Raw genomic sequence first — 23,672 nt, 5'->3', positions numbered from 1 at the left:
AAAGCGCTGCACTAATAATACTAACAAAGCGGCGCTACCAATTTTAAAAGAGAACACACAACTCACACACTAGGATTTAATCATGCACCAAGTACCACTACTTATTAATGGCGAATTTATTCAATCAGCATCAAAAGAGCTTATCGATGTTATAAACCCAGCAACTCAAGAAGTACTTGCACAAGTGCCATGTACCACAGAATCAGAAATGGACGCGGCAATTGCCTCAGCTTCTGAAACGTTTAAAACATGGAAAGACGTACCTATTACTGAACGTGCTCGCATTATGATGAAGTACGCGGCGCTATTAAAAGAACATCATGATGAGCTTGCTACCATTATTTGCCATGAATTGGGTAAAACATTTGAAGATGCAAAAGGCGATGTTTGGCGCGGTATTGAAGTAGTAGAACAAGCAGCAAACGCACCATCATTAATGATGGGTGAAACAATGGAAAACGTAGCGCGTAAAATCGATACGTATTCTTACATGCAGCCACTTGGCGTATGCGCGGGCGTAACCCCGTTTAACTTCCCAGCAATGATCCCTCTTTGGATGTTCCCGCTCGCTATTGTGTGTGGTAACACCTTTATTTTAAAACCGTCAGAGCAAGATCCACTTACACCAATGCGCTTAGCTGAGCTATTTATTGAAGCCGGCGCACCAAAAGGCGTATTACAGGTTGTTCATGGTACAAAACCACAAGTAGACCGCTTACTAGAAGATAAAGCAGTGCGTGCTATTTCGTTTGTAGGCTCGTGTGGTGTAGGTGCTTATATTTATTCTAAAGGCACACAAAATCTTAAACGCGTGCAAGCGTGTGTTGGCGCTAAAAACCACATGGTTATTATGCCTGATGCAAGTAAATCGCACGTTGTAAACAACCTAGTAGGCGCATCTGTCGGTGCTGCTGGCCAGCGTTGTATGGGTATTTCGGTTGCTGTGTTTGTAGGTCAAGCAAGTCAGTGGGTAGATGAAATAAAAGCAGGCTTTGAAAATGTACGCCCAGGCGTGTGGGATGATGCAAACGCGGCATACGGTCCACAAACATCAAAAGCAGCAAAGGCACGTATTTTATCACTCATTGCTGGTGGTAAAGAGCAAGGCGCTACCTGTTTAATTGATGGCTCTGACTTTACGGTTGAAGGGTATGAGCAAGGTAACTGGGTTGGTCCGACGTTATTTATCGATGTAACCAAAGAGATGGATTTATACAAAGAAGAAATATTTGGTCCAGTACTCGCGTGTATGTTTGTAGACACGCTTGATGAGGCAATCGCACTTATTAACGACAGCCCTTACGGTAACGGCACCTCGTTATTTACCTCAAGCGGCGCAGTGGCTCGTAAATTCCAACACGAAATTGAAGTAGGCCAAGTAGGTATTAATGTGCCAATTCCGGTGCCACTTCCGTTCTTTTCATTCACTGGTTGGAAAGGCTCGTTTTACGGCGATACTCACACGTACGGCAAGCAAGGTATTCGTTTTTACACAGAAACTAAAACAATTACCTCACGTTGGTTTGAAGACGACATTGCGTCGGGTCCAAACATGAGCATTAACTTAAAATAATCGTAATTAAAAAATGAGTAAATAAAAGAATAATTAATAAAAAAGATGGGCGCGAAGGCTACTTCACACACAACACACACATAAGCCTTCGCCGCTCGTCACAAACTATCCCTGTGACGGGAAACACTAACAACACAACTAACACAATTAAAGAGGCCTACCATGGACTTTAACTTATCTGAAGATCAACAAGCCTTTGCTCAAACTGCACGTCAATTTGCCGAGTCAGAACTTGCGCCCCATGCTGCAAAATGGGATCGCGAACATATCTTTCCTAAAGACACGATTAAAGCAGCGGGCGAGCTTGGTTTTTGTGGTTTATACACGCCAGAGGAAGCAGGCGGCCTTGGTTTATCACGTTTAGATTCGAGCATTATTTTTGAACAACTTGCTATGGGCTGTACCGCAACAACGGCCATGTTGACCATTCATAATATGGCCACCTGGATGGTAGCAAGTTTTGGTACTGATGCCGTAAAAGACAAATACGTAGAGCAATTAGTAATGGGCGAGCTACTTGCCTCTTACTGTTTAACAGAGCCAGGCTCGGGCTCAGATGCCGCATCACTTAAAACAAAAGCCGTGCTTGAGGGTGATGAGTACGTTATTAATGGCTCAAAAATGTTTATATCAGGCGCGGGCGAAACCGAAGTATTAGTGGTAATGGCACGTACAGGCGGCGAAGGCGCTGCGGGTATTTCGGCATTTGTAGTGCCTGCCGACGCAAAAGGCGTTGAATACGGCAAAGCTGAAGAAAAAATGGGTTGGAACGCACAACCAACACGGCTAATTAGCTTTGAAGATGTGCGCATCCCTGCGCATAACTTGTTAGGCGCAGAAGGCGAAGGCTTTAAATTTGCGATGCAAGGCCTCGATGGCGGCCGAATTAACATTGCCACATGTTCAATTGGTACAGCGCAAGCGGCGCTTAATACAGCCCGTGAATATTTAAAAGAACGTACACAATTTGGTAAACCATTGGCTGCGTTTCAAGCATTGCAATTTAAAATTGCCGATATGAACACCGAGCTTGTAGCTGCGCGCCAAATGGTAAGGCTTGCTGCATTTAAACTTGATAATAACGACGTTGAAAAAACCACTTACTGCGCCATGGCTAAACGCTTTGCTACCGATGTTGGCTTTACTGTGTGTAACGACGCACTGCAAATTCATGGTGGTTACGGTTACATAAAAGAATACCCGCTTGAGCGCCATGTACGTGATGTACGCGTTCATCAAATTTTAGAGGGCACTAACGAAATTATGCGTGTGATTATAGCGCGCCGTATTTTGGCTGAGTCTGCAAGCGACGTTTTATAAGGAGCAATGTATGTCAGAATCTAAATCTAATCCGAGTATTGAACTTACAACCGAAGGTCATGTTGCTATTTTAACTATGTCTAACCCGCCAGCAAACACCTGGACAAAAGACACCCTAGTTGATTTAAAAAATACCGTTAACGCGCTTAATAATAATAAAAATATTTATGCATTAGTACTGACTGGTGAAGGCGAGAAGTTTTTTAGCGCGGGTGCCGACCTAAACGTATTTGCTGGTGGCGATAAAGGCGTAGCTGCTGATATGTCGCGTGTATTTGGTGAAGCATTTGAAGCGCTTACTAATTTTAGAGGCGTGTCGGTTGCTGCCATAAACGGCTATGCAATGGGCGGCGGTTTAGAGGTGGCGCTTGCGTGCGACGTACGTATAGCGGAAGAGCAAGCACAAATGGCGCTCCCTGAAGCTAAAGTAGGGTTATTACCCTGTGCTGGTGGCACACAAAATTTAGCATGGCTAGTTGGCGAAGGCTGGGCAAAACGCATGATTTTATGCGGCGAGCGCTTAAAAGCTGATAAAGCCCTGCAAATTGGCTTAGTAGAAGAAGTAGTACCACAGGGTGAAAGCTTTGCGGCGGCATTAAAACTGGCCAACCAAGTGGCCGATCAAAGCCCCACCTCAGTTGCAGCATGTAAAACATTGATTCAAAAAGGGCGCCATCAACCAATGGCAAGTGTATTGCCTCTTGAGCGCGAGTTATTTGTTGGTTTATTTGATACCGAAGATCAACAAGAAGGCGTAAATGCCTTTTTAGAAAAACGCCGCGCTAACTGGGTAAATGGCTAATGAGTGCTTTAACATTATTAAATAGCGCCGATGAGCCCGTGGTATTTGAAACCGCAACCGCAGAAAACGGCAGTTTAATTGGGCTTATTACACTCAATGCGCCAAAAGCCTTAAATGCACTTAATTTTGAGATGATCAAATTACTTGAGCCGCAATTGCGAGCTTGGCAAGACGATGATGCTATTGCAATGGTGTTGTTAAAAGGCGCAGGCGATAAAGCATTTTGTGCAGGCGGCGATGTTGTAAGCCTTCATCATGCAATGGCGCAAGGTAAACCAACAAGCTTAGTCGAAGAGTTTTTTACGCTTGAGTACAAGCTTGATTATCTTATTCATACCTTTGATAAACCTATCCTCGTTTGGGGTAACGGCATAGTAATGGGTGGCGGTTTAGGGCTAATGGCCGGTGCTAGCCATCGCGTCGTAACCGAAACATCACGCATTGCCATGCCAGAGCAAACCATAGGTTTATACCCTGATGTAGGCGGTAGTTACTTTTTACATAAAATGCCACAAAGCGTCGGGTTATTTTTAGGGCTAACTTCGGCATCAATTAACTGTGACGACGCGCGTTTTGTATCGCTTGCCGATCACTTTATAGACAGCACTAAATATGATGCCATGCTTGCACAAATTTTAGCAGCTAAATGGGGCAAAACCGCAAGCTTAAATCATGAGCGTTTAACTAAGTTATTAACCGATTTAGACAACCAATCTGCGCGTATGCCAAAAGGCAATATAAAAGCTAATTTAAAAACAATTCAAAAGCTGGGTGAATTTACAACCTTGCAGGAGCAAGTTGATTATATTTTAGGGCTAACCACTGATGATAAGTGGCTACAGCGCGCTCAAAAATCACTTAAACACGGATGCCCACTAAGTTGTGCACTCGTTAGTGAGCAATTAAAAACAAGTAAAGGCAAAAGCTTATTAGCGTGTTTTAAAATGGAGCTGGGTATGTCGGTTCGCGCTGGCGAAGTAGGTGAATTTCAAGAAGGTGTAAGAGCGCTATTAATAGATAAAGACGGCGCGCCTAATTGGCAGTACAAAACACTTAGTGATGTCCCACAAACAATAATCGACAGCTTTTTTGCTAATCGCTTTGGCGAAAACCACCCACTCGATGGCTTAGACACGCCAATACACAAATAAAGGAAAGACGATGACTAAACTCAATATCGGTTTTATCGGCTTAGGCAATATGGGCGGCCCAATGGCGGCTAACTTAATTAAAGCTGGACATACTGTGAGCGTGTTCGATTTAAACCAGTCGGTCGTAAATGAACTTGCAAGCAAAGGCGCAAAAGCTGCGATTGATGCAAAGCAGTGTGCAACCAATGCTGACGTACTTATTAGTATGTTACCTGCGGGCAAACATGTTAAATCGCTGTATTTGGGTAATAACGACGACAGCGGTTTAATTAACGTGCTGAGCAAAAATACATTAGTCATTGATTGCTCAACAATAGATGCAGAATCAGCACGTATTGTAGGCAGCGCACTTGGCGAGCAGAGTATTAGCTTTGTAGATGCACCAGTATCGGGCGGAGTTGCAGGAGCAACTGCTGGCACTCTTACCTTTATTGTAGGTGGCGAAAAAGCAGCGTTCGATAAAGCAAATACAGTGCTTAGTGATATGGGTAAAAACATATTTCATGCAGGCGATATTGGCGCAGGGCAAGTAGCAAAAATATGTAATAACATGCTACTCAGTATTTTAATGGCAGGTACCAGCGAAGCACTGCAAATGGGTATAAATAACGGCCTCGATCCTAAAGTACTTAGCGACATAATGACCGCAAGTTCGGGCCGTAACTGGACGCTTGAACTTTACAACCCTTGCCCAGGTGTAATGGATACCGCACCGGCTAGTAACGATTACAAACCAGGCTTTATGGTCGATTTAATGGCTAAAGACCTAGGCCTTGCCATGGAAGCCGCGCAGCAAAGTAATTCATCAACCCCAATGGGTTCAATGGCTAAAAATTTATACACTATGCTACAGCACCAAGGTGCGGGTAGTGATGACTTTAGTGCCATTTTTAAACTGTTTTCTAAGTAGGAGCAACGCGTGGAAATTAAAAGTAACACGGTAGTAATAACCGGTGGCGCACAAGGTTTAGGCTTTGCAATGGCGCAAAAGTTTGCACTTATGGGTGCTAACATTGCTTTAATAGATATGGCACAAGACTTATTAAACACAGCATGCGAAGAACTCACACAGCTTGAAGGTGTAACTAGCAATATTAAAGGTTATGCCGCAAACGTAACCACTGAGAGCGAAGTAGAAAACGTATTTAATACCATCAACAGCGATTTTGGCCATATTGGCGTGCTTATAAACAACGCCGGTATTTTACGCGACGGCATGTTTATAAAAGCTAAAGATGGCAAGGTCGTTAAAAAAATGTCTCTTGAGCAATTTCAATCAGTGATTGATGTGAACCTGACCGGTGTGTTTTTAGCAGGGCGGGAAGCTGCAAGCCACATGATTGAATCAGGCAAAGGCGGCGTAATCGTAAATATGTCGAGCGTAGCGCGCGCAGGTAATATTGGGCAAACAAACTACGCGGCATCAAAAGCAGGCGTAGTGGCACTTACCACCACATGGGCTAAAGAACTTGGCCGCTTTGGTATACGCGTAGGCGCTATTGCACCAGGTGTTATAAGCACCGCCATGACCGACGCCATGAAGCCCGAAGCCAAACAACGTATGCTTGCAGTAACGCCAGTAGGGCGCTTAGGCGAAAGCGACGAAATTGCCCATACTGCACAATACATTATCGAAAACGACTTTTTTACCGGTCGCGTGGTTGAAATAGACGGCGGCATTCGTTTGTAAAACGAACTAGATTAAGGTTGATTTAAAAGCATAACTCTTTGGGTTGTGCTTTTTTGTTTTAAATCGGGGAGATTTATAAACTTGAAAAAGGGCTAATAACCCCGTTTGCACCTTGCTGCAATACATGAGTATAAATTTGTGTGGTTTTAACATCAGAATGGCCAAGCTGAGCTTGAACAGTTCTTATATCGGCGCCATTTTGCAGTAGATGAGTAGCAAAAGAGTGCCTTAATGTATGAGGTGTTATTATTTTTGTTAACCCTGATTTTTGGACGGCTTTTTTAACCTCTTTTCTAATACAAGAGTGATGAAAATGATGTCGCCTTATTTCACCACCTTGAGGATCTGAACTTAACATATGAGAAGGAAATAAATATTGCCATGCTAGTGTTTTTGCGGCTGAAGGATATTTTTTTGTTAAGGCATATGGCATCCACGCGCCGGCATATTTAGTGTTATTTAAATCAAGCTTTAGGTAGTCATCAACGTTTAAAATTTGAGTTCTCAGCATAGGGATCAGCTCTGTAGCGAGCGTTACAATACGATGTTTATTTCCTTTGCCATTCCATACTTGAATACATTTATAATCAAAATCAATATCTTTCACCCTTAATTGCACCGCTTCCATTACTCTTAAACCACTTCCATACATAAGGGCTGCAATTAAATAATAGCGCTTATTTAAATGAGCCATCAACATTTTAACTTCCTCTGGGGTCATCACGACAGGGAGCTTTGCTTGTTTTTTACTACGGGCAAAATTTAAATTTAATGAAAGTTCGTTTTTTATTATATGTTTGTATAAAAATGACAATGAATTGAGTGCAGTGGCTTGCGTACGTGGTGCAACGTTTTGCTTTAACACTAAATGTTCTAAGTAGCACTCGACTTCATTGTCTCCCATTGAGGCGGGATGGCGTTTATTATGAAAATGGATATAAGATGCAATCCATCTTAGGTAGGTATCGATGGTGCGTAATGAATACTGACGTACCAACATATAATCGGCTATATAATTTAAAAATGGAGAGCGTGTTTTCATATTACCACCAATAATGTAACTGTATTTATATACAGTATAGTTGCACTGCTCCCATCTTCAAGAAAATGAGCGACGAGCGCATTTTGTCTTTTATTGAGAGTTTGTGTGCTAGTAAAAAATTATATATAGCAATGTGTTAAGTTATTTGGTAAAAATGATTTATTGAATACATGAGCGTGACATTGGCAGGTATATGCGCGATGAGCGCACTATAAAATTGTTAGGTATTTAGAGTATGCATCGAGTTCAGGTTCAATATGAAAGGTTACGTAGGCACTATGAGCATGCAGAGAAAACATATGATTATGCCTCTCTTTTAGATCTTTCTCACATTTTAAGAATTTGGGTAGAGTTAAAGGCAGTACTACCTAATATCGACAAATCATTCACATCAAAAATACTTTTTAAATCAGCAGTACCAAATAGAAAAATATTAAAAGCATATAAAGACGTTGAATACATTGTTGCCTTTATGCCAGATGGAGTTACAACTCATGCGGCAAAAGGAAAAATGTTTGATTGGAAAGAAAAAGAAGGAGATTTTTCAATTGGTGGCAGTGTAGCCCAAAAAGACGACTGGATGAAAATGACAAGTTTTCATTTCTGCTTTCCCAATGCAGAGAAAGGCACAAAAAGTATATGTGACAACCCTAAAATAAGCCGATTAAATATGGTTCAATGGTTTGGTGCTGAAATCATTAGAATTAACTTTAGAAACAATAATGGTTTGTTGGAAACTATATCAATCCCTAGAGAAATACTAGTAAAGCGGCTAGCAAATATAATGGACGGCTCGCATACTTCACTAGAAAAAAGTGGAGATTTTGACAATAAATTTGATGAGCCAATAAAATTCTTAATGGACTTTAAGTGTGCGGGATGTCCTATACCTTATTATTTGTTAATGAAAGTTGCCCAAGACATAGTAGAGTTTGGCCCTAAATTGATAGGTAGTATAAAAAATACCTAACAAGCAAATCAACTAGGACTAAAAACAGCGGGCTGTTCGCTCCGCTCCATTTTAGCCCACTATTTTTAGCCTGTTATTTGGGCGTTAGGGTTTTCTGGAGTCACGGATGAAATTTAAACTACCTTTTATTTTCCTCGTATTTATTTCAACATTCGCGTATTCGAATGAAATTGATGAATTCTGGAATACAGAAGCTGCATATAAAAACAAAGCTGAAAGTTATATTTCTCAACTGTACAGCAATAAGCCTGAACTTCTTGTTCTTGAATTTTCTATTAAACGCAACCCAACGAAAATTGAATCTGAATTAGAGCACTATGTATTTTTTAAGGCGCTCGACAAAGCGAGTATCGTTGATACTAAAGATCCTGCTATTCTAGAATGGGCTAAATCTAATGGTATAAGTGCTAAAGATATAACCATCTATGACGTAGTTTTCGAGTTGCCTAAAACTAATAATATCAGTCCAGTAATAATGTCAGTTGGGCAAGAGACTGGCTTTTTAAACAACAAATGGGCAGAGTTAATAAAACCTTAAAAACACTTAAAATGCAACAAAAACAGTTACTCAGGTTCCGCTTCGCTTCACATTTTAACCAGCTATTTTTGTCCGCTTAAGTGGGCGTTGAGGCTGTAGAATTACTCTTTTTTAAGAAAACAGCCTGTTTTATGGTTTCCAAATGCATTACCTAATGCTTTTAAAGCGCTTAGAGTTGATTTGAGGAACTCGTTTTTTAATTGAATTTGGTTGTTGGAGTTATTCTACAGCCTCGTTAGTTGGCTTAAATTCACCCTGTAGTATGGAATAGATTTTTGGAGTTTTAAAAATGGAGTTTCTCATAGGTTTAATTCTTTTTTTATTCTTCTTTGTTCTAGTAAATTATGTACAAAGCATTGTTGGATTTTACCCTAAACTAGCAAAAGAGTACAAAACGGATTTATGTATTTCTGAACGTTCACTTTTTAAATCAAAAAGTATTAACCTGACAAATGTTGCGGACTTTTCTCAGGAGAAAAACAGTGAATATAGAAATTTTCTAAATATAAAACCATGTAAACAAGGTTTGTTTATAGGTCAAAATAAGATGTTGATTCTACTATTTCCCAATAAATTTTTAATTCCTTGGGGGCAAATCAACCTAATAAAAGAAAAAACTAATTTTTTAAAAAATCAATATCTTTATAAAGTAGAAAGTAAAAAAGAGCCTATTTATATCATTTCTAAATTCGATCTGTTTAAAAGCACAACTAACAAGAATTTAAAGCGGGACTGCTAACAGTTTGCTCAGTTTCGCTTCGCTACACATTTTAGCAAACTATTATCAGCCCCTTAAATGGGTGTTAAATGCAAAGGAATCTCCAGCAATGGATGCGCTCGAAAAATTAGCGGAGAGAAACCGCCAACATAATAAAATAAAAAAGGATGAAAAATTCTCAACGTATTTTCTTTTGTTAGGCTTATTGCCTTTTTACACAGATCTCATTTATTCTAAATTTGTTGTTGGTCTAGAGTTTCCTGAAAGCTTTGGGTATTTTCTGCAATCACTGGCTGGGAATTGTATATTCGCTTTTCCTGTTTTAGGTATGGGGAGTCTTTTACTTTTTCCTCGGTTACTGAAATTGTTTACTTTAATTGGTATTCAAACTTGGTTTACATATTTTTGGGTATTCCATGACTTAACTTGGGTTGGCTTTTTCCCTTTAGTAATTGTGTATATAACTTTTCAAATACAATTACCAAAAATAAAGCAACGTGCCGCAGAAGAAGATGGTATATAACAAGATAATTGGACTCCCAACTTCTACACTTAAGTAGAAATTATTTTTCGGAGTTCAATTATGAATAAGTTAAGAATTGGTGTCGATTTAGCTCATAAATTAATACAAGTTTGTAGTTCTACAAATAATAAAGTGCACTCAAATAATGAGATGACACTGCAACAATTTAGTGAGTACTTGGTATCGCTTAGTTCTTCAACGATTATTTTTGAGGCCTGTGCGAGTGCTAATTATTGGCATCAATTTGCAACTTCACTTGGTCATAATTCCTTACTAATATCTGCGCGATTAGTTATGTCTGTTCGTCAAAGTCAAAAAACAGATAAAAATGATGCTTTGGCTGTTTTACAAGCATCGCTGTTACCAGATGTTCACTTTATTACTGCAAAATCAATTAATGAACAGCAAGCGCAATCAATGCTCAAATTGAGAGAGCACAGTGTTAAACAAAAAGTAGCGCTTAAAAATCAACTCACAGGTTTACTGCGTGAATTTAATATAAGCAGTGGTCGCTCAATAAGTCAGTTTGTAGGTACAATCCAAGATACATTGGAAGATGCCGAGAATGGTTTTTGTGATGCATTTAGAAAAATGCTTAAAGTATCATTGGATTTATATTTAACGTTAACTGAAGCAATCGCGACCTATGATTTAGCATTGGCTAAATGGGTTGATGAAACACCAAGCTGTAAAAAACTAATGCGCCTAGAAGGGGTTGGGATTTTAAATGCCATTCATCTTTTTATTAATTTGTCGTCGGGTGAATTAGCCAGGTTTAAAGCGGGCAAAGATGCCGCTGCTTGTATAGGTTTGACACCGACTCAGCACAGCTCTGGTGGTAAATTAAGTTTAGGTAGAATAAGTCGGCGTCGAAATACAACATTACGTAGTTTACTGATTACAGGTGCAATGGCTGTCATCCAACAAGTTGTTAAGCGAGAGCCAAAAACAAGTAAAGAGCGCTGGCTTAAAGCGTTAATAGAACGACGAGGGAAAAAGTGTGCAGCAGTCGCATTAGCCAATAAAACGGTTAGAACCGCTTTTTCTTTAATCAATAATAAAACAGAATATAAAGCTGTTTTATTATAAAAAAATCAAACATCAGCTTTAGCTAAATTAACAACATGTTAGACGACACAGTATAGTCACAAGTCACAAGAGCGAAAAGCTCGTTAACAAGAAGAGTGTTCTAACACGCGAAATTATCTTGGAGTCGAGGTAGCGCCTCATTTAGAACTCGTACATAAGAAAGCGAATTTATTTAGTTAAAATAGTTGTTGATAAATGGGACTCCACATAAGTGACTATGGTGTCAATTCCTAATTTTAAACCATTTTAGGATCCCACATGACACCATTTCTCACCAGAGAATTAATGATTACTATAAGCTTTCTTATACAGGCAATAATAGCCACTTTTTTAGATTTCCCTGCCGCGGCTAGCCGATGATAAATAGCTTTAAATTTAGGGTTACATTGGATAGCTGACATCATTACCATATACATTGCGGTTCTAATTTTTTGCCGTCCACCTCGTATCATTCGTTTACTCTGATAGGCTCCACTTTCTCGATTAAATAATGGCAAACGACTCGGCTGTATCGAACCGGCTTTCCTTTAAATAAAAAGCGGAACATTACAGTGAATAAAGGGGTGAACAAACTGACCTTACGAGGTCAGATGAAAACGAATGCCTTTACTTTATTGTGTGGCAACTGTATTGCCTTGTTCATAAAATAGAAAAGTTGCAAAACACGATGCATTAAGAAGGGTAAGCCCTTTTACTCTAAATAAAAGCCACTCAAACACCCGAAATCCCTTCCAAAACGCCAATTAAAACAATATCAAACACTTCTATATTTTGCGTAAAAATACAGTAATCAATTGAACCAAAATAGGAACTCAGCTATGGTTTGTTTATCAATAAAAAACAAATTTAAAAGCGAGTTAATCTACAGGCTCGTTATAATCAAAGGAGCTGTAGTGGATGGAATCAAAAGTAAAGTTAACTGGTGGCACGTTATTCGTAATAGCGTTAATTGTTCTCTTTTTGGGGAATGCACGTTCCATAGAAATTGTAGAAAAACTAGATGAGATACAGTCTGATGTTTCTAGCTTAAAGAGTGAAGTTGCATCTTACAAGCAGCAAGTTGAAATATTGAAAAATGAAAACCTTAACTTAAAAGAACAGCTTAGAAGTGGTAATTAGTTATAACAAGCTGTTAAACAAGGACAATGCTCCTGACCCGTTTTAGTGGACACCTCCTCATCACTTTGAGGAAAATAATGATTAGGATGACACCTATCCTAATCATTAGGAAAAAAGCCAACAAAAACAGTATGAAGAGTGCATTATTATAAATAATGAATCACGCAAAAAGCTGAGCTATGTAGACAAAATGAAAGTAAAAATAGACAGCCCAATCGGGCTACGATAGCTGTTTATTAAATAATGGCAAACGACTCGGCTGTATAGAACCGGCTTTCCTTTAAGTAAAAAGCGAAATATTATCGTGAATAAAGGGATGAACAAACTGACCTTACGAGGTCAGATGAAAATGAATGCCTTTACTTTATTGTGTGGAAACTGTATTGCCTTGTTCATAAAATACAGTTGCAAAAGACGATGCATTGAGAAAGGGAGGCCCTTTTACCCTAAATTAAAGCTACTCAACCAGCCGCAACCCTTTCCAAAACGCCAATTAAAACAACACCAAATTCCCACTTTATATTCTGCATAAAATACAGTAATCGATTGAACCAAAATAGGAACTCAGCTATGGTTTGTTTATCAATAAAAATAAATAAAAAACGAGTTAATCTACAGATTCGTTATGTTGCTCATGAAGAATGTGGGCTATTCTACTCAAAATAAGGATTTTTTATGAGTTTATTTAAATTAGTTAGTTTATTGATCAAGTTTAGTTGTTTGTTGTTGCTTTTAAGCGCCCCAAAATATCTTCATGCTGAGGATAAAGCCTACCCTCAATTTAGCGGTTATTCACCTAAATCTAAGTTAACAATAAACTTTGAACCTGTGAACATATTATTAGAATCGAATGTTCTTGATATGGGGCCATCCAGAAGAATAAATGCTAAACTTGACAAACCTCCGATAGGTACTAGGTTAAGAAATGTTTTCCCCAGTGCTACCCATAATGAAAGTAACAGATTCACATATGAGTTGATAAAATCTCCTAAACAAAAAAGTTTAGTCAATGATGTTAAAAAATATTTAGAATCATTGCCCGAGAAAAACAACCTTAATTTATATTCAAAACAAGAGCAATTGGCCTATTGGCTTAATCTTTATAACATTACTTTAATTAACGAAATTGTAAAGCGGTATCCAATAGTTAGTTTAGAAAAAATATTAACTGGTCCTGACTCACTATTGGATAAAAAGCTAGTGAATATTGGTAGTCTTCAGTTGAGTCTCAGTGACATACAGTATGGGATTTTAGATAAAAACTATAGTAAAGAACCTTTAATTATTTATGGATTATATCAAGGGTATATCGGCAGCCCAAATATCAATAAAAAAGCCTTTTCAGGTAAAAATGTATATAAGCTATTAAAAAATAATGCAACAGATTTTGTCAATTCGAATAGAGGTACAAAAATTGATTCTCTAAATAGTTTAGAGGTCTCAAGTTATTATGCGAGAAATGCTGATTATTTTCCTAATTTTAGCAATGACCTCAAACTTCATCTGTTGCAATTTGCTGATAAAACAACCCAAGAAATAATAAATAAGTCGGATAAAATTGAACCCATTATAAATAATTGGGCAATTGCTGATCTATTTGGAAGTAAAAGAGTCTTTGGTGGGGGCATGTCTACTAACTCAGCAGCATCAATAGGAATGTCAAGAAATTATGCGTTGACCGATAAAGTCACTAAAGACGCGAACACAGGTGGAAAGTTCAGACTTTCAGCTAGAGAAATAACCAGGTTAAAGGAGTTAATGAGAGTAAGAGCTAAGAATTACGGTGAGACATCCGTAACGATAACAGACCTAGAATTACAAGATGAAAACTAAAATTTACAATATATGAACAGTAGCTCAGTATGGTGAGAAAAAAAACAAATAAAAAACGAGTTAATCTATAGGCTTGTTAGGTATACAAGGAAGTATTGAGTCTGGTGTTGATCCTTAAAGAAAAATTCAAAACTATTTTTGAGTCTACTTTCTTAATCGTTGTATTCTTACTTTGTGGGTTGGCAATTAGTGATATCCTAATTCAGCCGTTTGCAAAACTCGTATTCATATCTATATTCTTTTTAGCATGGTTTATATTGCTAATTTATGGCTTAATTTACAAAGAGTCTTATATGTTTAAGTGTTCTGTAAAAAGTAGATTATTGATATACTTAGCTGAGCAGTTTATATATTGTTCTTTGATCATAATTACAGGTATTGTTCTCTTTCGAGCAGTGTATACCTAACAACACCTCTGAGGTGGACAGCAAGCTCTAAAGCTCACTTCCCACCGCAAGCTTTAACAGTGTTGATCTCTTACTTTTCAATGCCGTTAGGTAAGTTGATTCATCTTAGGGCGTATGTAGATTTAAACCCTATTTTACTTATTTAGTTCTTTTCTTATAATTTCTGCCCCTGCGCTCAAGGCATTTAATTTGCCGTTAGCTATATGGTGAGGTAGCGGAGCCATGCCGCAGTTTGTACATGGGTAGAGTTTGTCGGCATCTACAAATTGCAGTGCTTTACGCAGCGTATTAGCTACTTCTTCTGGCGTTTCGATAGTGTGATTTGCTACATCAATAGCACCAACCATTACTTTTTTACCACGAATGAGTTCTAGTAAATCCATTGGTACATGGGAGTTATGGCACTCTAGTGAAATAATATCGATTTTAGATTGCTGAAGTTTAGGGAATGCTTCTTCGTACTGTCGCCATTCACTTCCTAGTGTTTTTTTCCAATCTGTATTGGCTTTAATGCCGTAGCCATAGCAAATATGCACGGCTGTTTCGCATTTGAGCCCTTCAATTGCGCGCTCTAAACAGGCAATTCCCCAGTCGTTTACTTCATCAAAAAATACATTAAACGCGGGCTCGTCAAATTGAATAATATTAACGCCTGCGGCTTCTAACTCTTTTGCTTCTTGATTTAGAATTATGGCAAATTCCCACGCTAGTTTTTCGCGGCTTTTATAATGGTCATCGTAAAGCGTGTCAATCATTGTCATTGGGCCTGGTAATGCCCATTTTATTGGTTGCTTGGTTTGCTTGCGTAAAAATTTAGCGTCTTCAACAAACACAGACTTTTGACGGCTGACAGGGCCCACAACGGTGGGTACACTTGCGTCGTATCGGTCACGAATTTTTACTGTTTTACGTTTTTCAAAGTCAACGCCATTTAGGTGCTCTATAAATGTAGTTACAAAGTGTTGCCTTGTTTGCTCACCATCGCTAACAATATCAATGCCTGCTTGTTGTTGGTCGAATAATGACAAGCGAAGAGCGTCGTGTTTGCCTTGAGTTAATTCATCACCTTGTAATTTCCAAGGTGACCAAAGTGTTTCTGGCTCTGCAAGCCATAAAGGCTTAGGTAAACTGCCAGCGGTAGATGTCGGTAGTAATTTTTTCATAATAAATAATGCCGTATATTTTAGTTAATTATTAAACGTAGCGTTAAGCGCGTTATTACTGGTTGTTACCATTAGTTGTTATGACAGATAGCTAGTAGAGAATTGCTCAAGGACCGTTTGGTACGGCTTGATAAAATGCTCTTGTGCAAACTTGCCTTGCTCACTGGCTAACTTGCCGCGCTCTTCTCGGTCATACACAATTTGCGTTAGTGAGTGATCCAAGTTTTTTAAGTTTGGTTTATATGATTTACCCGCTGTTGCGTTGGCATTATAAATCTCTGGTCTGTAGATTTTTTGAAACGTTTCCATCGTACTAATGGTGCTTATAAGCTCAAGATTGCTGTAATCATTAAGTAAATCACCAAAGAAAAACAATGCTAAAGGCGCTGCACTATTTGGCGGCATAAAGTAACGTACCTGCAAGCCCATTTTTTTGAAGTATTGCTCAGTTAAAGACGATTCATTTGGTTCGTATTCAACGCCAAGTACCGGGTGTTGGTTTTCGGTGCGGTTGTAGGTTTTGTTATCTGACACACTTAGGCATATAACCGGTGGTTTTTTAAAGTTTTGTTTGTATGTATCCGAATTTACGAATGACTGAAATAGCTTGCCATGTAAAACTCCAAAGTCATCAGGAATACTAAATTGAGGCTTGCCTTTATTGTGCTCTTGTAGGAGTACGCTAAAGTCGTAGTCACGCACATACGATGAAAAGTTGTTTCCTACAATGCCTTCAATGCGCTTATTAGTTTTATGATCAACAATATTTGTTTTTAATATTTCGATTGATGGGAAGCTTTCGCCGCCGTCTTCAATACCTATCTCAACAGAGACAATTTCAAGCTCAACAGCATAACGCTCACCTTTGGTGTTATCCCAGTGGGCTAGGGCATTAAAACGGTTGTTAATCATGTTTAAGGCGTTACGCAAGTTTGCTTTGCGGTATTCACCTCTGGCTAAATTAGCAAAGTTGGTTGTGATACGCGTATTAGTTGATGGATGATAATTTTCGTCGAGTGAAACGCTCTTAATATTAAATGTAAAATCTTTTTTCATCGTGTTTATATCCAATTTTATAATTTAAACCTGATTGATGCTCTGCGCTTTATTAGCCTTGCAACTTACTTAGCTGGTTTTGTTATTCAGCGGCTTTAAGTTGTTAGTAATAGTGTTTAGCGCTAAGGGATGAGTAATTTATACGTGGATTGGCATATGAAGAAAAACGGTTTAATTTCACATAAAACATGAGTCATATTCATTACACATTATTGTTAGATGCGATTACGTAGTAATTGACGAAAAAAAGGCATAAATCGATAAAAATAAAGGATGGATGTTTAGCCGTTTAGACTTCCTTTGTGTTGGTGTGTACTTTATTCATGTTAAACATGAGGAATATTCAAAGAGTTTTTTTGTAGCTATATCAGTGTATTAGTTGGTTTTTAGCATATTGCATCGCTGTTTATAATAAATGTCGTCACGGGTAAGTTCCATCTAGCTATATAAGTAGATACCTTAGCTAATCTAATCCCAAAAGATAAACCGACTTTTCTGAGTACGTATATAAATGCCTGTAAATTAATAAAAGGCTATAAATCATATTAATAGCCATGGCAGTACGTTAAGTAAGTTATACTCGTTTTTCATCACCTCACCTATTGAGTATTCGTGGATATCAAAGGCACTTGTATTGCATCAACTATTGATGAGCATGGCCCTGTTTATGTATATCAAACAAAAAAGAATCTAATTCTCAGCTTTGACGGAAAAATTTATCAAAGCTGTATTAAGTTAAATAATATTAACGGGTTAAGCTTAGCTTATACGCAAGCTATGATGGCTGCGCTTTTTTTTATACCAAATTTAAAAACCGCGATGATAATGGGACTTGGGGCGGGCTCTATAGCAAAAAGTCTTTATCATGCGTTTCCTGCACTAACTATATATACCGTTGAATACCGTAAAGCCGTTGCTGAAATGGCTATAAAATATTTTGAACTGCCTGTGTCAGAACGTTTGTTTATTCACATTGATGATGCGGCAAACTACATGAAAAAAACGCAGATAAAAACGGACGTTATTTTTTCTGATTTATATAGCTCAGAAGGGATGGAGTCAGATCAGGTGCAATCATCCTACTTACGTGATTGTAAAAATGCGCTCACTTTTGATGGTGTTTTAGTACTTAATATTTGCCATACCAAAATTGGGCAGAGGGAAGTGTTTGATCAACTACTTGAGAAAGAATTTGCAGGAAAGATTCTTAGTTTTATTCTTGAAGGCGGTAATAAAATTGTGTTCGCTTTTAACAATAAAATGCCTGCACTTAGTGAAGACGAATTACTTGCTAAGGCTCACGCGTTACAAAAATTAATAAACGTACCAATGACGCGCTATGCTGGGCTTTTATTTAATTAAAAATGGTTAGTTTGATGTACTGTTAAATGGCGCGTTTAAATCCATCCATCTATCTGTTGTTCATTTAAACTTGGTTAAACTAATCATACTCTGAATAAAAATAATAAAGTACGTACCCGTACGGAAACACTCATACATGGATTACTGTAAAAATATAATCGCTAAGTTTATAAGCTTGATGCAAAAGCGGCCTGGATTATTGGCTGTGTTGGCGTTTTTGTCGGGCGTTGCTAGCTTTGTACTTGTAGATAGAAAAGAGTCTTTTTCGCAAGTTATTGCGATATTTTTACTTATTAGTTGGTTGTGGCTAATTATTGATAATTGGCTACGAGACAAAGTAGAAGAAAAGTTTGGTGTGGCTGTATCTCCTAATGTAATGCGTTTTGCTCTACAAATGGTGCAGCAAGAAAGTCTATTTTTTGCTTTGCCGTTTTTTTTAGCGGTTACGCAGTGGGATCATCCTCAAGCAATTTTTACTTCCCTTATTGCTTTGTGTGCAGTTATATCGGTTATCGATCCCTTTTATTATAAAAAACTTGCTAGAAACCGCACGCTATTTAGCGTGTTTCATAACTTTGCTTTATTTGTTGTTTTACTTGTTACCTTACCTATTTTGTTAAACCTTACAACGAGCCAAAGTTTAGCTGCCGCACTTGTAACTGCTGTCGTGGTTACTCTTCCGAGTTTAAACAATTTAATGCCTAATGCTCGCTGGTGGCGTTTTCCTATTCTTGTATTGATTTTATGTGCTTTAAGCACAGCAGTGTGGCAATTAAGAAGCTATGTGCCTCCTGCAGCACTGCGATTAACCGATATTACATTAGCTCATGAAGTTGATTTACAGCATAAAAAGCCAGTAGGGAGTATTAAACACTTAGATTCTTATACGCTGCACCATCAAGGTTTATATAGTTGGACTGCTGTTAAAGCACCAAGAGGCTTAAACGAAAAAATATTTCATGTGTGGCTTCATAATAAAAAAGAAGTTGATCGGATCACGTTAAATATAAACGGTGGGAGAGAACTCGGTTATAGAGCGTGGACACACAAAGTAAACTTTCCTAAATACTCTGTTGGTAAGTGGCAGGTAAAAGTAGTCACCGAATCAGGCCAGTTAATAGGTTTAACGAAATTTACTGTTACACCTTAATGATGGTAATAAGTTTGTAATCTAATAAATATTTGATAGGCTATTTTTACAGTGTTTATTGGATGAACGTTATGAGTTTTGCATTTGATCTGTTTATTTGGTTAATGGTAGAGACTATTTTAGGTTTTTTTATTTACTCAACAGGTTGTACTATTTTAAAAATAGTTACCTTTGGTAAGTTTAAATGTGATATTACCGATTACGTATCGTTTAAGGCGAATAAAGCTAAAAATGTTTATTTAATTTGTGTGCTCGGGTTTAGCTTTTACGTGCTATTAATTGGCTTTGTTGCCTACATGAGTCATTAAATTATAATTACATGAATAACAATACGTTATTTACAGCAGGCATTTTAAGCTTTATAGCATCACTTTTACATGTAGCCTGTGTTTTTGGAGGGCCTGATTGGTATCGCCTTTTGGGTGCTGGTGAGCAAATGGCTCAAATGGCAGAGCAGGGCAGTATGTATCCTACTTATGTAACTTTAGCTATTTCAGTTATTATTGCTATTTGGGGCTTTTATGCTCTCTCTGGTGCAGGCGCCATTTTAAAACTGCCATTTTTAAAAACTGCACTCGTATTAATAACCGCAGTGTATTTAATACGAGGTATTGCGGGTTTAATCATTCCTTTTTTAACTTCAAGCCAAATCGTTCATCAGAATTCTATTCAATTTTGGATTATAAGCTCGATAATCTGCTGCATTTATGGGTCATTTTACTTATTTGGTACCCTTAAATGGTGGCGAATAAAAAATGTATGAATGCTAGATTTCCTGATCTTTTAAATTCAAATTATTAAATACTGATAGCTTATTTTTATATTGCGAAATACTATGTGCGACTATTTTTTACGCGCATATATTTTGGCTTTAGGTATCTATAAATGAATAAAACGTTATTGAGTACTTTGCTTGCAGCTCTTATTTGTGCATCTCTTTTAGCTAAAGTGCAGGCCCAAGACGTTCATGCACTTGAGCCTGAATTAGGTGTTGGCGGAAATATTAAGCTAGATGAGGCAAGTACAGCTTATGTTGATGACGGTTTTGATTTTCATGTGCATCCACTTTGGGAAAGTCGATATGTAAGTGAGGGCCGTGACAATTTAGCGGGTAAAGGTATTGCCTCAATCGCAACTGAATTCAATTATAATGAAATAGCTATTATTCCGTGGGTTGCAACGGGTGTTGATAGCGATTATACCGAGTTTAACTTAAATGCTATTTATGCAACTCAGTTATTTAATACCGTTGATATGTTTATTGGTTACAACCATTTAAGATCGCGTGAAAATACCTCTAATGCTCTCGACAATGAGGTTAGCTTAGATTTTTCGTATTTTTACGATGATAAATTTCAGCTCACTAGCAGCGCATATTATTCGTTTGATTCTCAAGGCACATTTATAGAGCTTACGATAAATAAAGGCTACGAGATAAATGAAGCTGTTAATATCGATTTTCAAACGGGGCTAGGGTTTAATGCAGGTTATGTAAGTGATGGCCATAATGGTATTAACAACCTTAAGCTTACAGCTAACGTATCGTATCAAGTTATTAAGCAGCTTGAAGTATACGCATATACTAGCTACACCATGGCAATTAATAAAAATGCTGAGCGCTTTGTGGGTGATCAAACCTTAAAAAACGTGTTTTGGAGTGGTATTGGTCTGAGCTATCTATATCGTTAAAAGTTAGCAGCACAATAAAATGGTTGTGCTGCTTATTAAGAGTTTATCAATAAAAATTAGCCCTAAATTTACATAGCTTTATTAACGTTGGTTTTTAAATCACTCTTTTCTTTTTCGTGAGTGTGGCTTTTTATAGGGGCGGAAATTCCATTATCAATTTTTTGAATCGGTTGGCTTCGTACACACATTAAATCATCAGCCATATACTGGCAGCTGCCAATATATAAATCGTTATGGCCGCCTTCGTATTTACATGATTGAGATTTTACTTTATCTGCGCATGCTTTAACTGCAACACCATTTAACGGCCCTGAATGAGCATTTAAAAATGTGGGTGCTGCAAGTAAAGCCATACCAAACACGCTTAAACAACTACTTTTTATAAACATAACAACTCCTTTTTAATGCTTTTCAGGATCATTTCCTGGCGGTGGACCATTATGATCACCCGGTGGCCCACCTGCAGGCCTAACTGATTCTCCATGTAGGCACCCTATAAACATATTTTCACTAGGACTGGCTGCGTGGTAGTGATAACCCCTTACTTCATCTGTATTACCTCGGCATTCATCAAGTGACTCTTCTTTACCGCTTGTATCACGCATTGCATAAATACCATAACCGTCTATTGCATAACCTATAAGAGGTGCATGTCCACCTTCTGTAGCAGCTGAGTCAGTACAACCAGTGGTAGAGTGATAGTGATAACCTTGGTGTAAATTTATATGGCCACCACAATCATCAAATGCCGCAATGGTATAGCTCTCTAAAATTGCATTAATTGGAGCAGGCCCTGATAGCTCAGTACCGTCTAGTGCTATACCTACTGTTCTTAAGCGGCCAGTATCAGATGCTGGAATAGGTGTAACAGGAATTAAATACGTTAATGAAAAACTATCTTCTAAATACGAAAGTTCACACTCAATACAATTTTGTTTATATTGCTCTTCAACATCAGGGCGAGCTGCACCAGCGCAAGACTCTTTTGTAGCTGTATATCTAATTTCATTTGTTTTAGTGTCGTAAAGTACCCACTTTTCATCGCCGTAGTATTCATCAAGCTTCAGGACAAATTGGCCTGTTAAATCAACTAAATCACCAGTACCTTCTTTACTAAACCAACTGCCAGTTACATCAGCGCCATCGGTCGATGTGCGCGGGCAAAATGGACCCGGCTCTCTACCTGCAGGTGCTCCTGATGTAATTAACTCATAACACTTAGTTTTAGTTCCTTGCGCCGTTTCGCAATCAACAATGTTAGGCTCAGATAAAAAGGCCCCTTTTTTAAACATAGATAAATTTATTGTTTGATTCGTTTTTTGTACTTCACTAAGGGAGCTACTAACTTGCTTAGTATTTTTATTAGTTGGTGAGTCGTCGCAGCCACTTAGAGTTAAAACTGTTGCGGTAATAATGATTGCAAACGCGCTGTAATTATTTGAGCCCATTACTTGTATCCTTTTCAGTATAGGTTTTGGTGTACTTATACTGTGGCATATTACTGGCTAAATGTGCAAAAAGTATGGAGAACGACAAAATAAGCACATGATAAAAAACCTTTAACAGTGTGTGGTTGCTAAAGCGCAGTTTTAAATTTAATTATTAGTGTTCAAAATTAATAAAAACGGATATGTGTAATACACATAAGCTAAAAGTGTTAGTGTTTAGATGTTATTCAAATACATATGAGGATTACATATGAAGTTTTTAGTGTTCTTAGGGACAGTGCGTAACAGCACGCCACCAAAACCTGCTCGCTTAGGTGAGAGAGTGTCTAAAGCCTGCATGGAGTGCTTAAACGAGCAATTCTCCGAACATGAGTTTGAGCTTATAGATGCACTTGATTACCCAAGTGATCAAGTTTTTAAACCACATTTTGCCTATGCTCAAGGTAAGGCGCCTTCAATGCTAAATACTTTAGCTGATAAAATTAAAGCGGCTGATGGATATGTAATGGTTAGCCCTGAATATAATCACAGTATGAGCCCAGCTCTCGCTGACTTACTTAATCACTTTGGTAGCTCACTATTTTCATATAAGCCCAGTGCTATTGTTACTTACTCTGCTGGGCAGTGGGGTGGACTCAGAGCGGCAATTAGTATGCGCTCGTTTTTATCAGAGCTTGGCTGCTTACCTGTATCAGCAATGATCCACGTACCAAAAGCACAAGAAGTATTTAATGATAATGGCTCTGTGCAAGCTGGTGAAGAGCAGTCACCGTGGTTTAATTATTTTCACCGTACTTTTGGGCAGTTGGTTTGGTGGGCAAAAGCTGCAAAAGTGCATAGTGAAAATGTAGATCCTCATCAAATGATAAAAAGCTTTAAATCAAATCCATCGCAGCGTAATGCCCCTTAACGAATACTTTTAAAATATAACTAATTTAGCCCTTAACTGGGCTAAATTTGTTTCTTTTATAGAAACTTAAAATATATAAATGTTACTATTAACATCTACTTATAAAAAAGGATGTTATA

General features: G+C 38.1%; 24 protein-coding genes and 1 pseudogene. 19 read left to right on the top strand and 6 right to left on the bottom strand.

The window, feature by feature from the left end; translation table 11 throughout:
* Nucleotides 1-82: 82 nt before the first annotated feature.
* From QMA08_RS01620 to QMA08_RS01595, 6 genes are all read left to right on the top strand, one after another.
* Entirely contained in the window at nucleotides 83-1,573 is a 1,491-nt protein-coding gene (locus QMA08_RS01620) for a CoA-acylating methylmalonate-semialdehyde dehydrogenase (protein ID WP_290173416.1), read from the top strand.
* A gap of 162 nt (nucleotides 1,574-1,735) precedes the next feature.
* A complete protein-coding gene (locus tag QMA08_RS01615; protein WP_002961869.1) occupies nucleotides 1,736-2,893 on the top strand; it encodes an acyl-CoA dehydrogenase family protein in 1,158 nt (385 codons plus the stop codon).
* A gap of 10 nt (nucleotides 2,894-2,903) precedes the next feature.
* On the top strand, nucleotides 2,904-3,695 hold the full coding sequence (locus tag QMA08_RS01610; protein WP_182751964.1) for an enoyl-CoA hydratase: 792 nt from the start codon (nucleotides 2,904-2,906) through the stop codon (nucleotides 3,693-3,695).
* Nucleotides 3,695-4,846, top strand: a complete 1,152-nt coding sequence (locus QMA08_RS01605) for an enoyl-CoA hydratase/isomerase family protein (RefSeq protein WP_290173415.1) — start codon at nucleotides 3,695-3,697, stop codon at nucleotides 4,844-4,846. The genes QMA08_RS01610 and QMA08_RS01605 overlap by 1 nt, the downstream gene beginning before the upstream one ends.
* A gap of 10 nt (nucleotides 4,847-4,856) precedes the next feature.
* Nucleotides 4,857-5,756: a 3-hydroxyisobutyrate dehydrogenase gene (gene mmsB / locus QMA08_RS01600; RefSeq protein WP_182711279.1), complete on the top strand. Its 900-nt coding sequence runs from the start codon at nucleotides 4,857-4,859 to the stop codon at nucleotides 5,754-5,756.
* Nucleotides 5,757-5,765: 9 nt separating this feature from the next.
* Nucleotides 5,766-6,536, top strand: a complete 771-nt coding sequence (locus tag QMA08_RS01595; RefSeq protein ID WP_182715378.1) for an SDR family oxidoreductase — start codon at nucleotides 5,766-5,768, stop codon at nucleotides 6,534-6,536.
* A gap of 73 nt (nucleotides 6,537-6,609) precedes the next feature.
* Here the strand turns inward: QMA08_RS01595 and QMA08_RS01590 are convergent, their stop codons facing one another.
* The gene (locus QMA08_RS01590; protein ID WP_182715379.1) at nucleotides 6,610-7,578 is read right to left on the bottom strand and encodes an integron integrase; all 969 of its coding nucleotides are present in this window, start codon (nucleotides 7,576-7,578) and stop codon (nucleotides 6,610-6,612) included.
* 235 nt (nucleotides 7,579-7,813) lie between these two features.
* Between QMA08_RS01590 and QMA08_RS01585 the strand changes: the two genes are divergently transcribed.
* The 5 genes from QMA08_RS01585 to QMA08_RS01565 all read left to right on the top strand — a co-directional run bounded on the left by QMA08_RS01585 (nucleotide 7,814) and on the right by QMA08_RS01565 (nucleotide 11,416).
* Nucleotides 7,814-8,548: a hypothetical protein gene (locus QMA08_RS01585; protein ID WP_290173414.1), complete on the top strand. Its 735-nt coding sequence runs from the start codon at nucleotides 7,814-7,816 to the stop codon at nucleotides 8,546-8,548.
* A 106-nt stretch (nucleotides 8,549-8,654) separates the two neighbouring features.
* Nucleotides 8,655-9,086, top strand: a complete 432-nt coding sequence (locus tag QMA08_RS01580; RefSeq protein ID WP_024600383.1) for a hypothetical protein — start codon at nucleotides 8,655-8,657, stop codon at nucleotides 9,084-9,086.
* Between the two features lie 289 nt (nucleotides 9,087-9,375).
* Nucleotides 9,376-9,825 (top strand): hypothetical protein, encoded by a 450-nt coding sequence (locus QMA08_RS01575; protein WP_182715381.1) that lies wholly within the window; start codon nucleotides 9,376-9,378, stop codon nucleotides 9,823-9,825.
* Between the two features lie 88 nt (nucleotides 9,826-9,913).
* Entirely contained in the window at nucleotides 9,914-10,327 is a 414-nt protein-coding gene (locus QMA08_RS01570) for a hypothetical protein (protein ID WP_182716931.1), read from the top strand.
* 60 nt (nucleotides 10,328-10,387) lie between these two features.
* Nucleotides 10,388-11,416 carry an IS110 family transposase gene (locus QMA08_RS01565; protein WP_182716927.1) on the top strand — a complete coding sequence of 343 codons (1,029 nt, stop codon included), beginning with the start codon at nucleotides 10,388-10,390 and terminating at the stop codon, nucleotides 11,414-11,416.
* 236 nt (nucleotides 11,417-11,652) lie between these two features.
* Here the strand turns inward: QMA08_RS01565 and QMA08_RS01560 are convergent.
* Nucleotides 11,653-11,910, bottom strand: a pseudogene (locus QMA08_RS01560) (transposase); the annotation flags it as partial.
* A gap of 403 nt (nucleotides 11,911-12,313) precedes the next feature.
* On the opposite strand from QMA08_RS01560, the gene QMA08_RS01555 reads away from it, so the two are divergent.
* Entirely contained in the window at nucleotides 12,314-12,535 is a 222-nt protein-coding gene (locus QMA08_RS01555) for a hypothetical protein (RefSeq protein ID WP_002961860.1), read from the top strand.
* 675 nt (nucleotides 12,536-13,210) lie between these two features.
* Nucleotides 13,211-14,368, top strand: coding sequence for a DUF547 domain-containing protein (locus QMA08_RS01550; RefSeq protein WP_182672632.1), 1,158 nt, complete (start codon nucleotides 13,211-13,213; stop codon nucleotides 14,366-14,368).
* A 541-nt stretch (nucleotides 14,369-14,909) separates the two neighbouring features.
* Here QMA08_RS01550 and QMA08_RS01545 read toward each other — a convergent pair.
* On the bottom strand, nucleotides 14,910-15,938 hold the full coding sequence (locus tag QMA08_RS01545) for a methionine synthase (RefSeq protein WP_182715455.1): 1,029 nt from the start codon (nucleotides 15,936-15,938) through the stop codon (nucleotides 14,910-14,912).
* Between the two features lie 78 nt (nucleotides 15,939-16,016).
* A complete protein-coding gene (locus QMA08_RS01540; protein WP_170070935.1) occupies nucleotides 16,017-16,994 on the bottom strand; it encodes a DUF1852 domain-containing protein in 978 nt (325 codons plus the stop codon).
* Between the two features lie 612 nt (nucleotides 16,995-17,606).
* Between QMA08_RS01540 and QMA08_RS01535 the strand changes: the two genes are divergently transcribed.
* The 5 genes from QMA08_RS01535 to QMA08_RS01515 all read left to right on the top strand — a co-directional run bounded on the left by QMA08_RS01535 (nucleotide 17,607) and on the right by QMA08_RS01515 (nucleotide 21,195).
* Complete coding sequence (locus tag QMA08_RS01535) at nucleotides 17,607-18,356, top strand: ATP-binding protein (RefSeq protein WP_290173413.1); 750 nt, start codon at nucleotides 17,607-17,609, stop codon at nucleotides 18,354-18,356.
* Between the two features lie 136 nt (nucleotides 18,357-18,492).
* Nucleotides 18,493-19,506 (top strand): DUF5924 family protein, encoded by a 1,014-nt coding sequence (locus QMA08_RS01530; RefSeq protein WP_290173412.1) that lies wholly within the window; start codon nucleotides 18,493-18,495, stop codon nucleotides 19,504-19,506.
* A gap of 71 nt (nucleotides 19,507-19,577) precedes the next feature.
* The gene (locus tag QMA08_RS01525; RefSeq protein ID WP_076926026.1) at nucleotides 19,578-19,814 is read left to right on the top strand and encodes a hypothetical protein; all 237 of its coding nucleotides are present in this window, start codon (nucleotides 19,578-19,580) and stop codon (nucleotides 19,812-19,814) included.
* Nucleotides 19,815-19,825: 11 nt separating this feature from the next.
* Nucleotides 19,826-20,269, top strand: coding sequence for a hypothetical protein (locus tag QMA08_RS01520; RefSeq protein ID WP_182724490.1), 444 nt, complete (start codon nucleotides 19,826-19,828; stop codon nucleotides 20,267-20,269).
* Between the two features lie 122 nt (nucleotides 20,270-20,391).
* A complete protein-coding gene (locus tag QMA08_RS01515; RefSeq protein WP_182724489.1) occupies nucleotides 20,392-21,195 on the top strand; it encodes a hypothetical protein in 804 nt (267 codons plus the stop codon).
* A 68-nt stretch (nucleotides 21,196-21,263) separates the two neighbouring features.
* Here the strand turns inward: QMA08_RS01515 and QMA08_RS01510 are convergent, their stop codons facing one another.
* On the bottom strand, nucleotides 21,264-21,584 hold the full coding sequence (locus tag QMA08_RS01510; RefSeq protein ID WP_182724488.1) for a hypothetical protein: 321 nt from the start codon (nucleotides 21,582-21,584) through the stop codon (nucleotides 21,264-21,266).
* Between the two features lie 12 nt (nucleotides 21,585-21,596).
* Nucleotides 21,597-22,643, bottom strand: coding sequence for a YHYH protein (locus QMA08_RS01505; protein WP_182724487.1), 1,047 nt, complete (start codon nucleotides 22,641-22,643; stop codon nucleotides 21,597-21,599).
* 250 nt (nucleotides 22,644-22,893) lie between these two features.
* Between QMA08_RS01505 and QMA08_RS01500 the strand changes: the two genes are divergently transcribed.
* Complete coding sequence (locus QMA08_RS01500; RefSeq protein ID WP_290173411.1) at nucleotides 22,894-23,553, top strand: NAD(P)H-dependent oxidoreductase; 660 nt, start codon at nucleotides 22,894-22,896, stop codon at nucleotides 23,551-23,553.
* Nucleotides 23,554-23,672 lie beyond the last annotated feature (119 nt).

Source organism: Pseudoalteromonas sp. APC 3355 (assembly GCF_030407615.1).
In the GTDB taxonomy this organism is placed as follows: Bacteria; Pseudomonadota; Gammaproteobacteria; order Enterobacterales; family Alteromonadaceae; genus Pseudoalteromonas; species Pseudoalteromonas distincta.
The sequence above is the reverse complement of the archived record's forward strand: the minus strand, read 5'-3'. Positions and strand labels throughout refer to the sequence as shown.

What these genes read in the sequence shown, in the direction of transcription:
- QMA08_RS01565 (WP_182716927.1), top strand. Translation starts at nt 10,388, where the DNA reads ATGAATAAGTTAAGAATTGGTGTCGATTTAGCTCATAAATTAATACAA.
- QMA08_RS01550 (WP_182672632.1), top strand. Translation starts at nt 13,211, where the DNA reads ATGAGTTTATTTAAATTAGTTAGTTTATTGATCAAGTTTAGTTGTTTG.
- QMA08_RS01510 (WP_182724488.1), bottom strand. Translation starts at nt 21,584, where the DNA reads ATGTTTATAAAAAGTAGTTGTTTAAGCGTGTTTGGTATGGCTTTACTT.
- QMA08_RS01540 (WP_170070935.1), bottom strand. Translation starts at nt 16,994, where the DNA reads ATGAAAAAAGATTTTACATTTAATATTAAGAGCGTTTCACTCGACGAA.
- QMA08_RS01545 (WP_182715455.1), bottom strand. Translation starts at nt 15,938, where the DNA reads ATGAAAAAATTACTACCGACATCTACCGCTGGCAGTTTACCTAAGCCT.
- QMA08_RS01605 (WP_290173415.1), top strand. Translation starts at nt 3,695, where the DNA reads ATGAGTGCTTTAACATTATTAAATAGCGCCGATGAGCCCGTGGTATTT.
- QMA08_RS01610 (WP_182751964.1), top strand. Translation starts at nt 2,904, where the DNA reads ATGTCAGAATCTAAATCTAATCCGAGTATTGAACTTACAACCGAAGGT.
- QMA08_RS01570 (WP_182716931.1), top strand. Translation starts at nt 9,914, where the DNA reads ATGGATGCGCTCGAAAAATTAGCGGAGAGAAACCGCCAACATAATAAA.
- QMA08_RS01620 (WP_290173416.1), top strand. Translation starts at nt 83, where the DNA reads ATGCACCAAGTACCACTACTTATTAATGGCGAATTTATTCAATCAGCA.
- QMA08_RS01585 (WP_290173414.1), top strand. Translation starts at nt 7,814, where the DNA reads ATGCATCGAGTTCAGGTTCAATATGAAAGGTTACGTAGGCACTATGAG.
- QMA08_RS01590 (WP_182715379.1), bottom strand. Translation starts at nt 7,578, where the DNA reads ATGAAAACACGCTCTCCATTTTTAAATTATATAGCCGATTATATGTTG.
- QMA08_RS01555 (WP_002961860.1), top strand. Translation starts at nt 12,314, where the DNA reads ATGGAATCAAAAGTAAAGTTAACTGGTGGCACGTTATTCGTAATAGCG.
- QMA08_RS01575 (WP_182715381.1), top strand. Translation starts at nt 9,376, where the DNA reads ATGGAGTTTCTCATAGGTTTAATTCTTTTTTTATTCTTCTTTGTTCTA.
- QMA08_RS01505 (WP_182724487.1), bottom strand. Translation starts at nt 22,643, where the DNA reads ATGGGCTCAAATAATTACAGCGCGTTTGCAATCATTATTACCGCAACA.
- QMA08_RS01500 (WP_290173411.1), top strand. Translation starts at nt 22,894, where the DNA reads ATGAAGTTTTTAGTGTTCTTAGGGACAGTGCGTAACAGCACGCCACCA.
- QMA08_RS01530 (WP_290173412.1), top strand. Translation starts at nt 18,493, where the DNA reads ATGGATTACTGTAAAAATATAATCGCTAAGTTTATAAGCTTGATGCAA.
- QMA08_RS01525 (WP_076926026.1), top strand. Translation starts at nt 19,578, where the DNA reads ATGAGTTTTGCATTTGATCTGTTTATTTGGTTAATGGTAGAGACTATT.
- QMA08_RS01580 (WP_024600383.1), top strand. Translation starts at nt 8,655, where the DNA reads ATGAAATTTAAACTACCTTTTATTTTCCTCGTATTTATTTCAACATTC.
- mmsB (WP_182711279.1), top strand. Translation starts at nt 4,857, where the DNA reads ATGACTAAACTCAATATCGGTTTTATCGGCTTAGGCAATATGGGCGGC.
- QMA08_RS01615 (WP_002961869.1), top strand. Translation starts at nt 1,736, where the DNA reads ATGGACTTTAACTTATCTGAAGATCAACAAGCCTTTGCTCAAACTGCA.
- QMA08_RS01515 (WP_182724489.1), top strand. Translation starts at nt 20,392, where the DNA reads ATGAATAAAACGTTATTGAGTACTTTGCTTGCAGCTCTTATTTGTGCA.
- QMA08_RS01520 (WP_182724490.1), top strand. Translation starts at nt 19,826, where the DNA reads ATGAATAACAATACGTTATTTACAGCAGGCATTTTAAGCTTTATAGCA.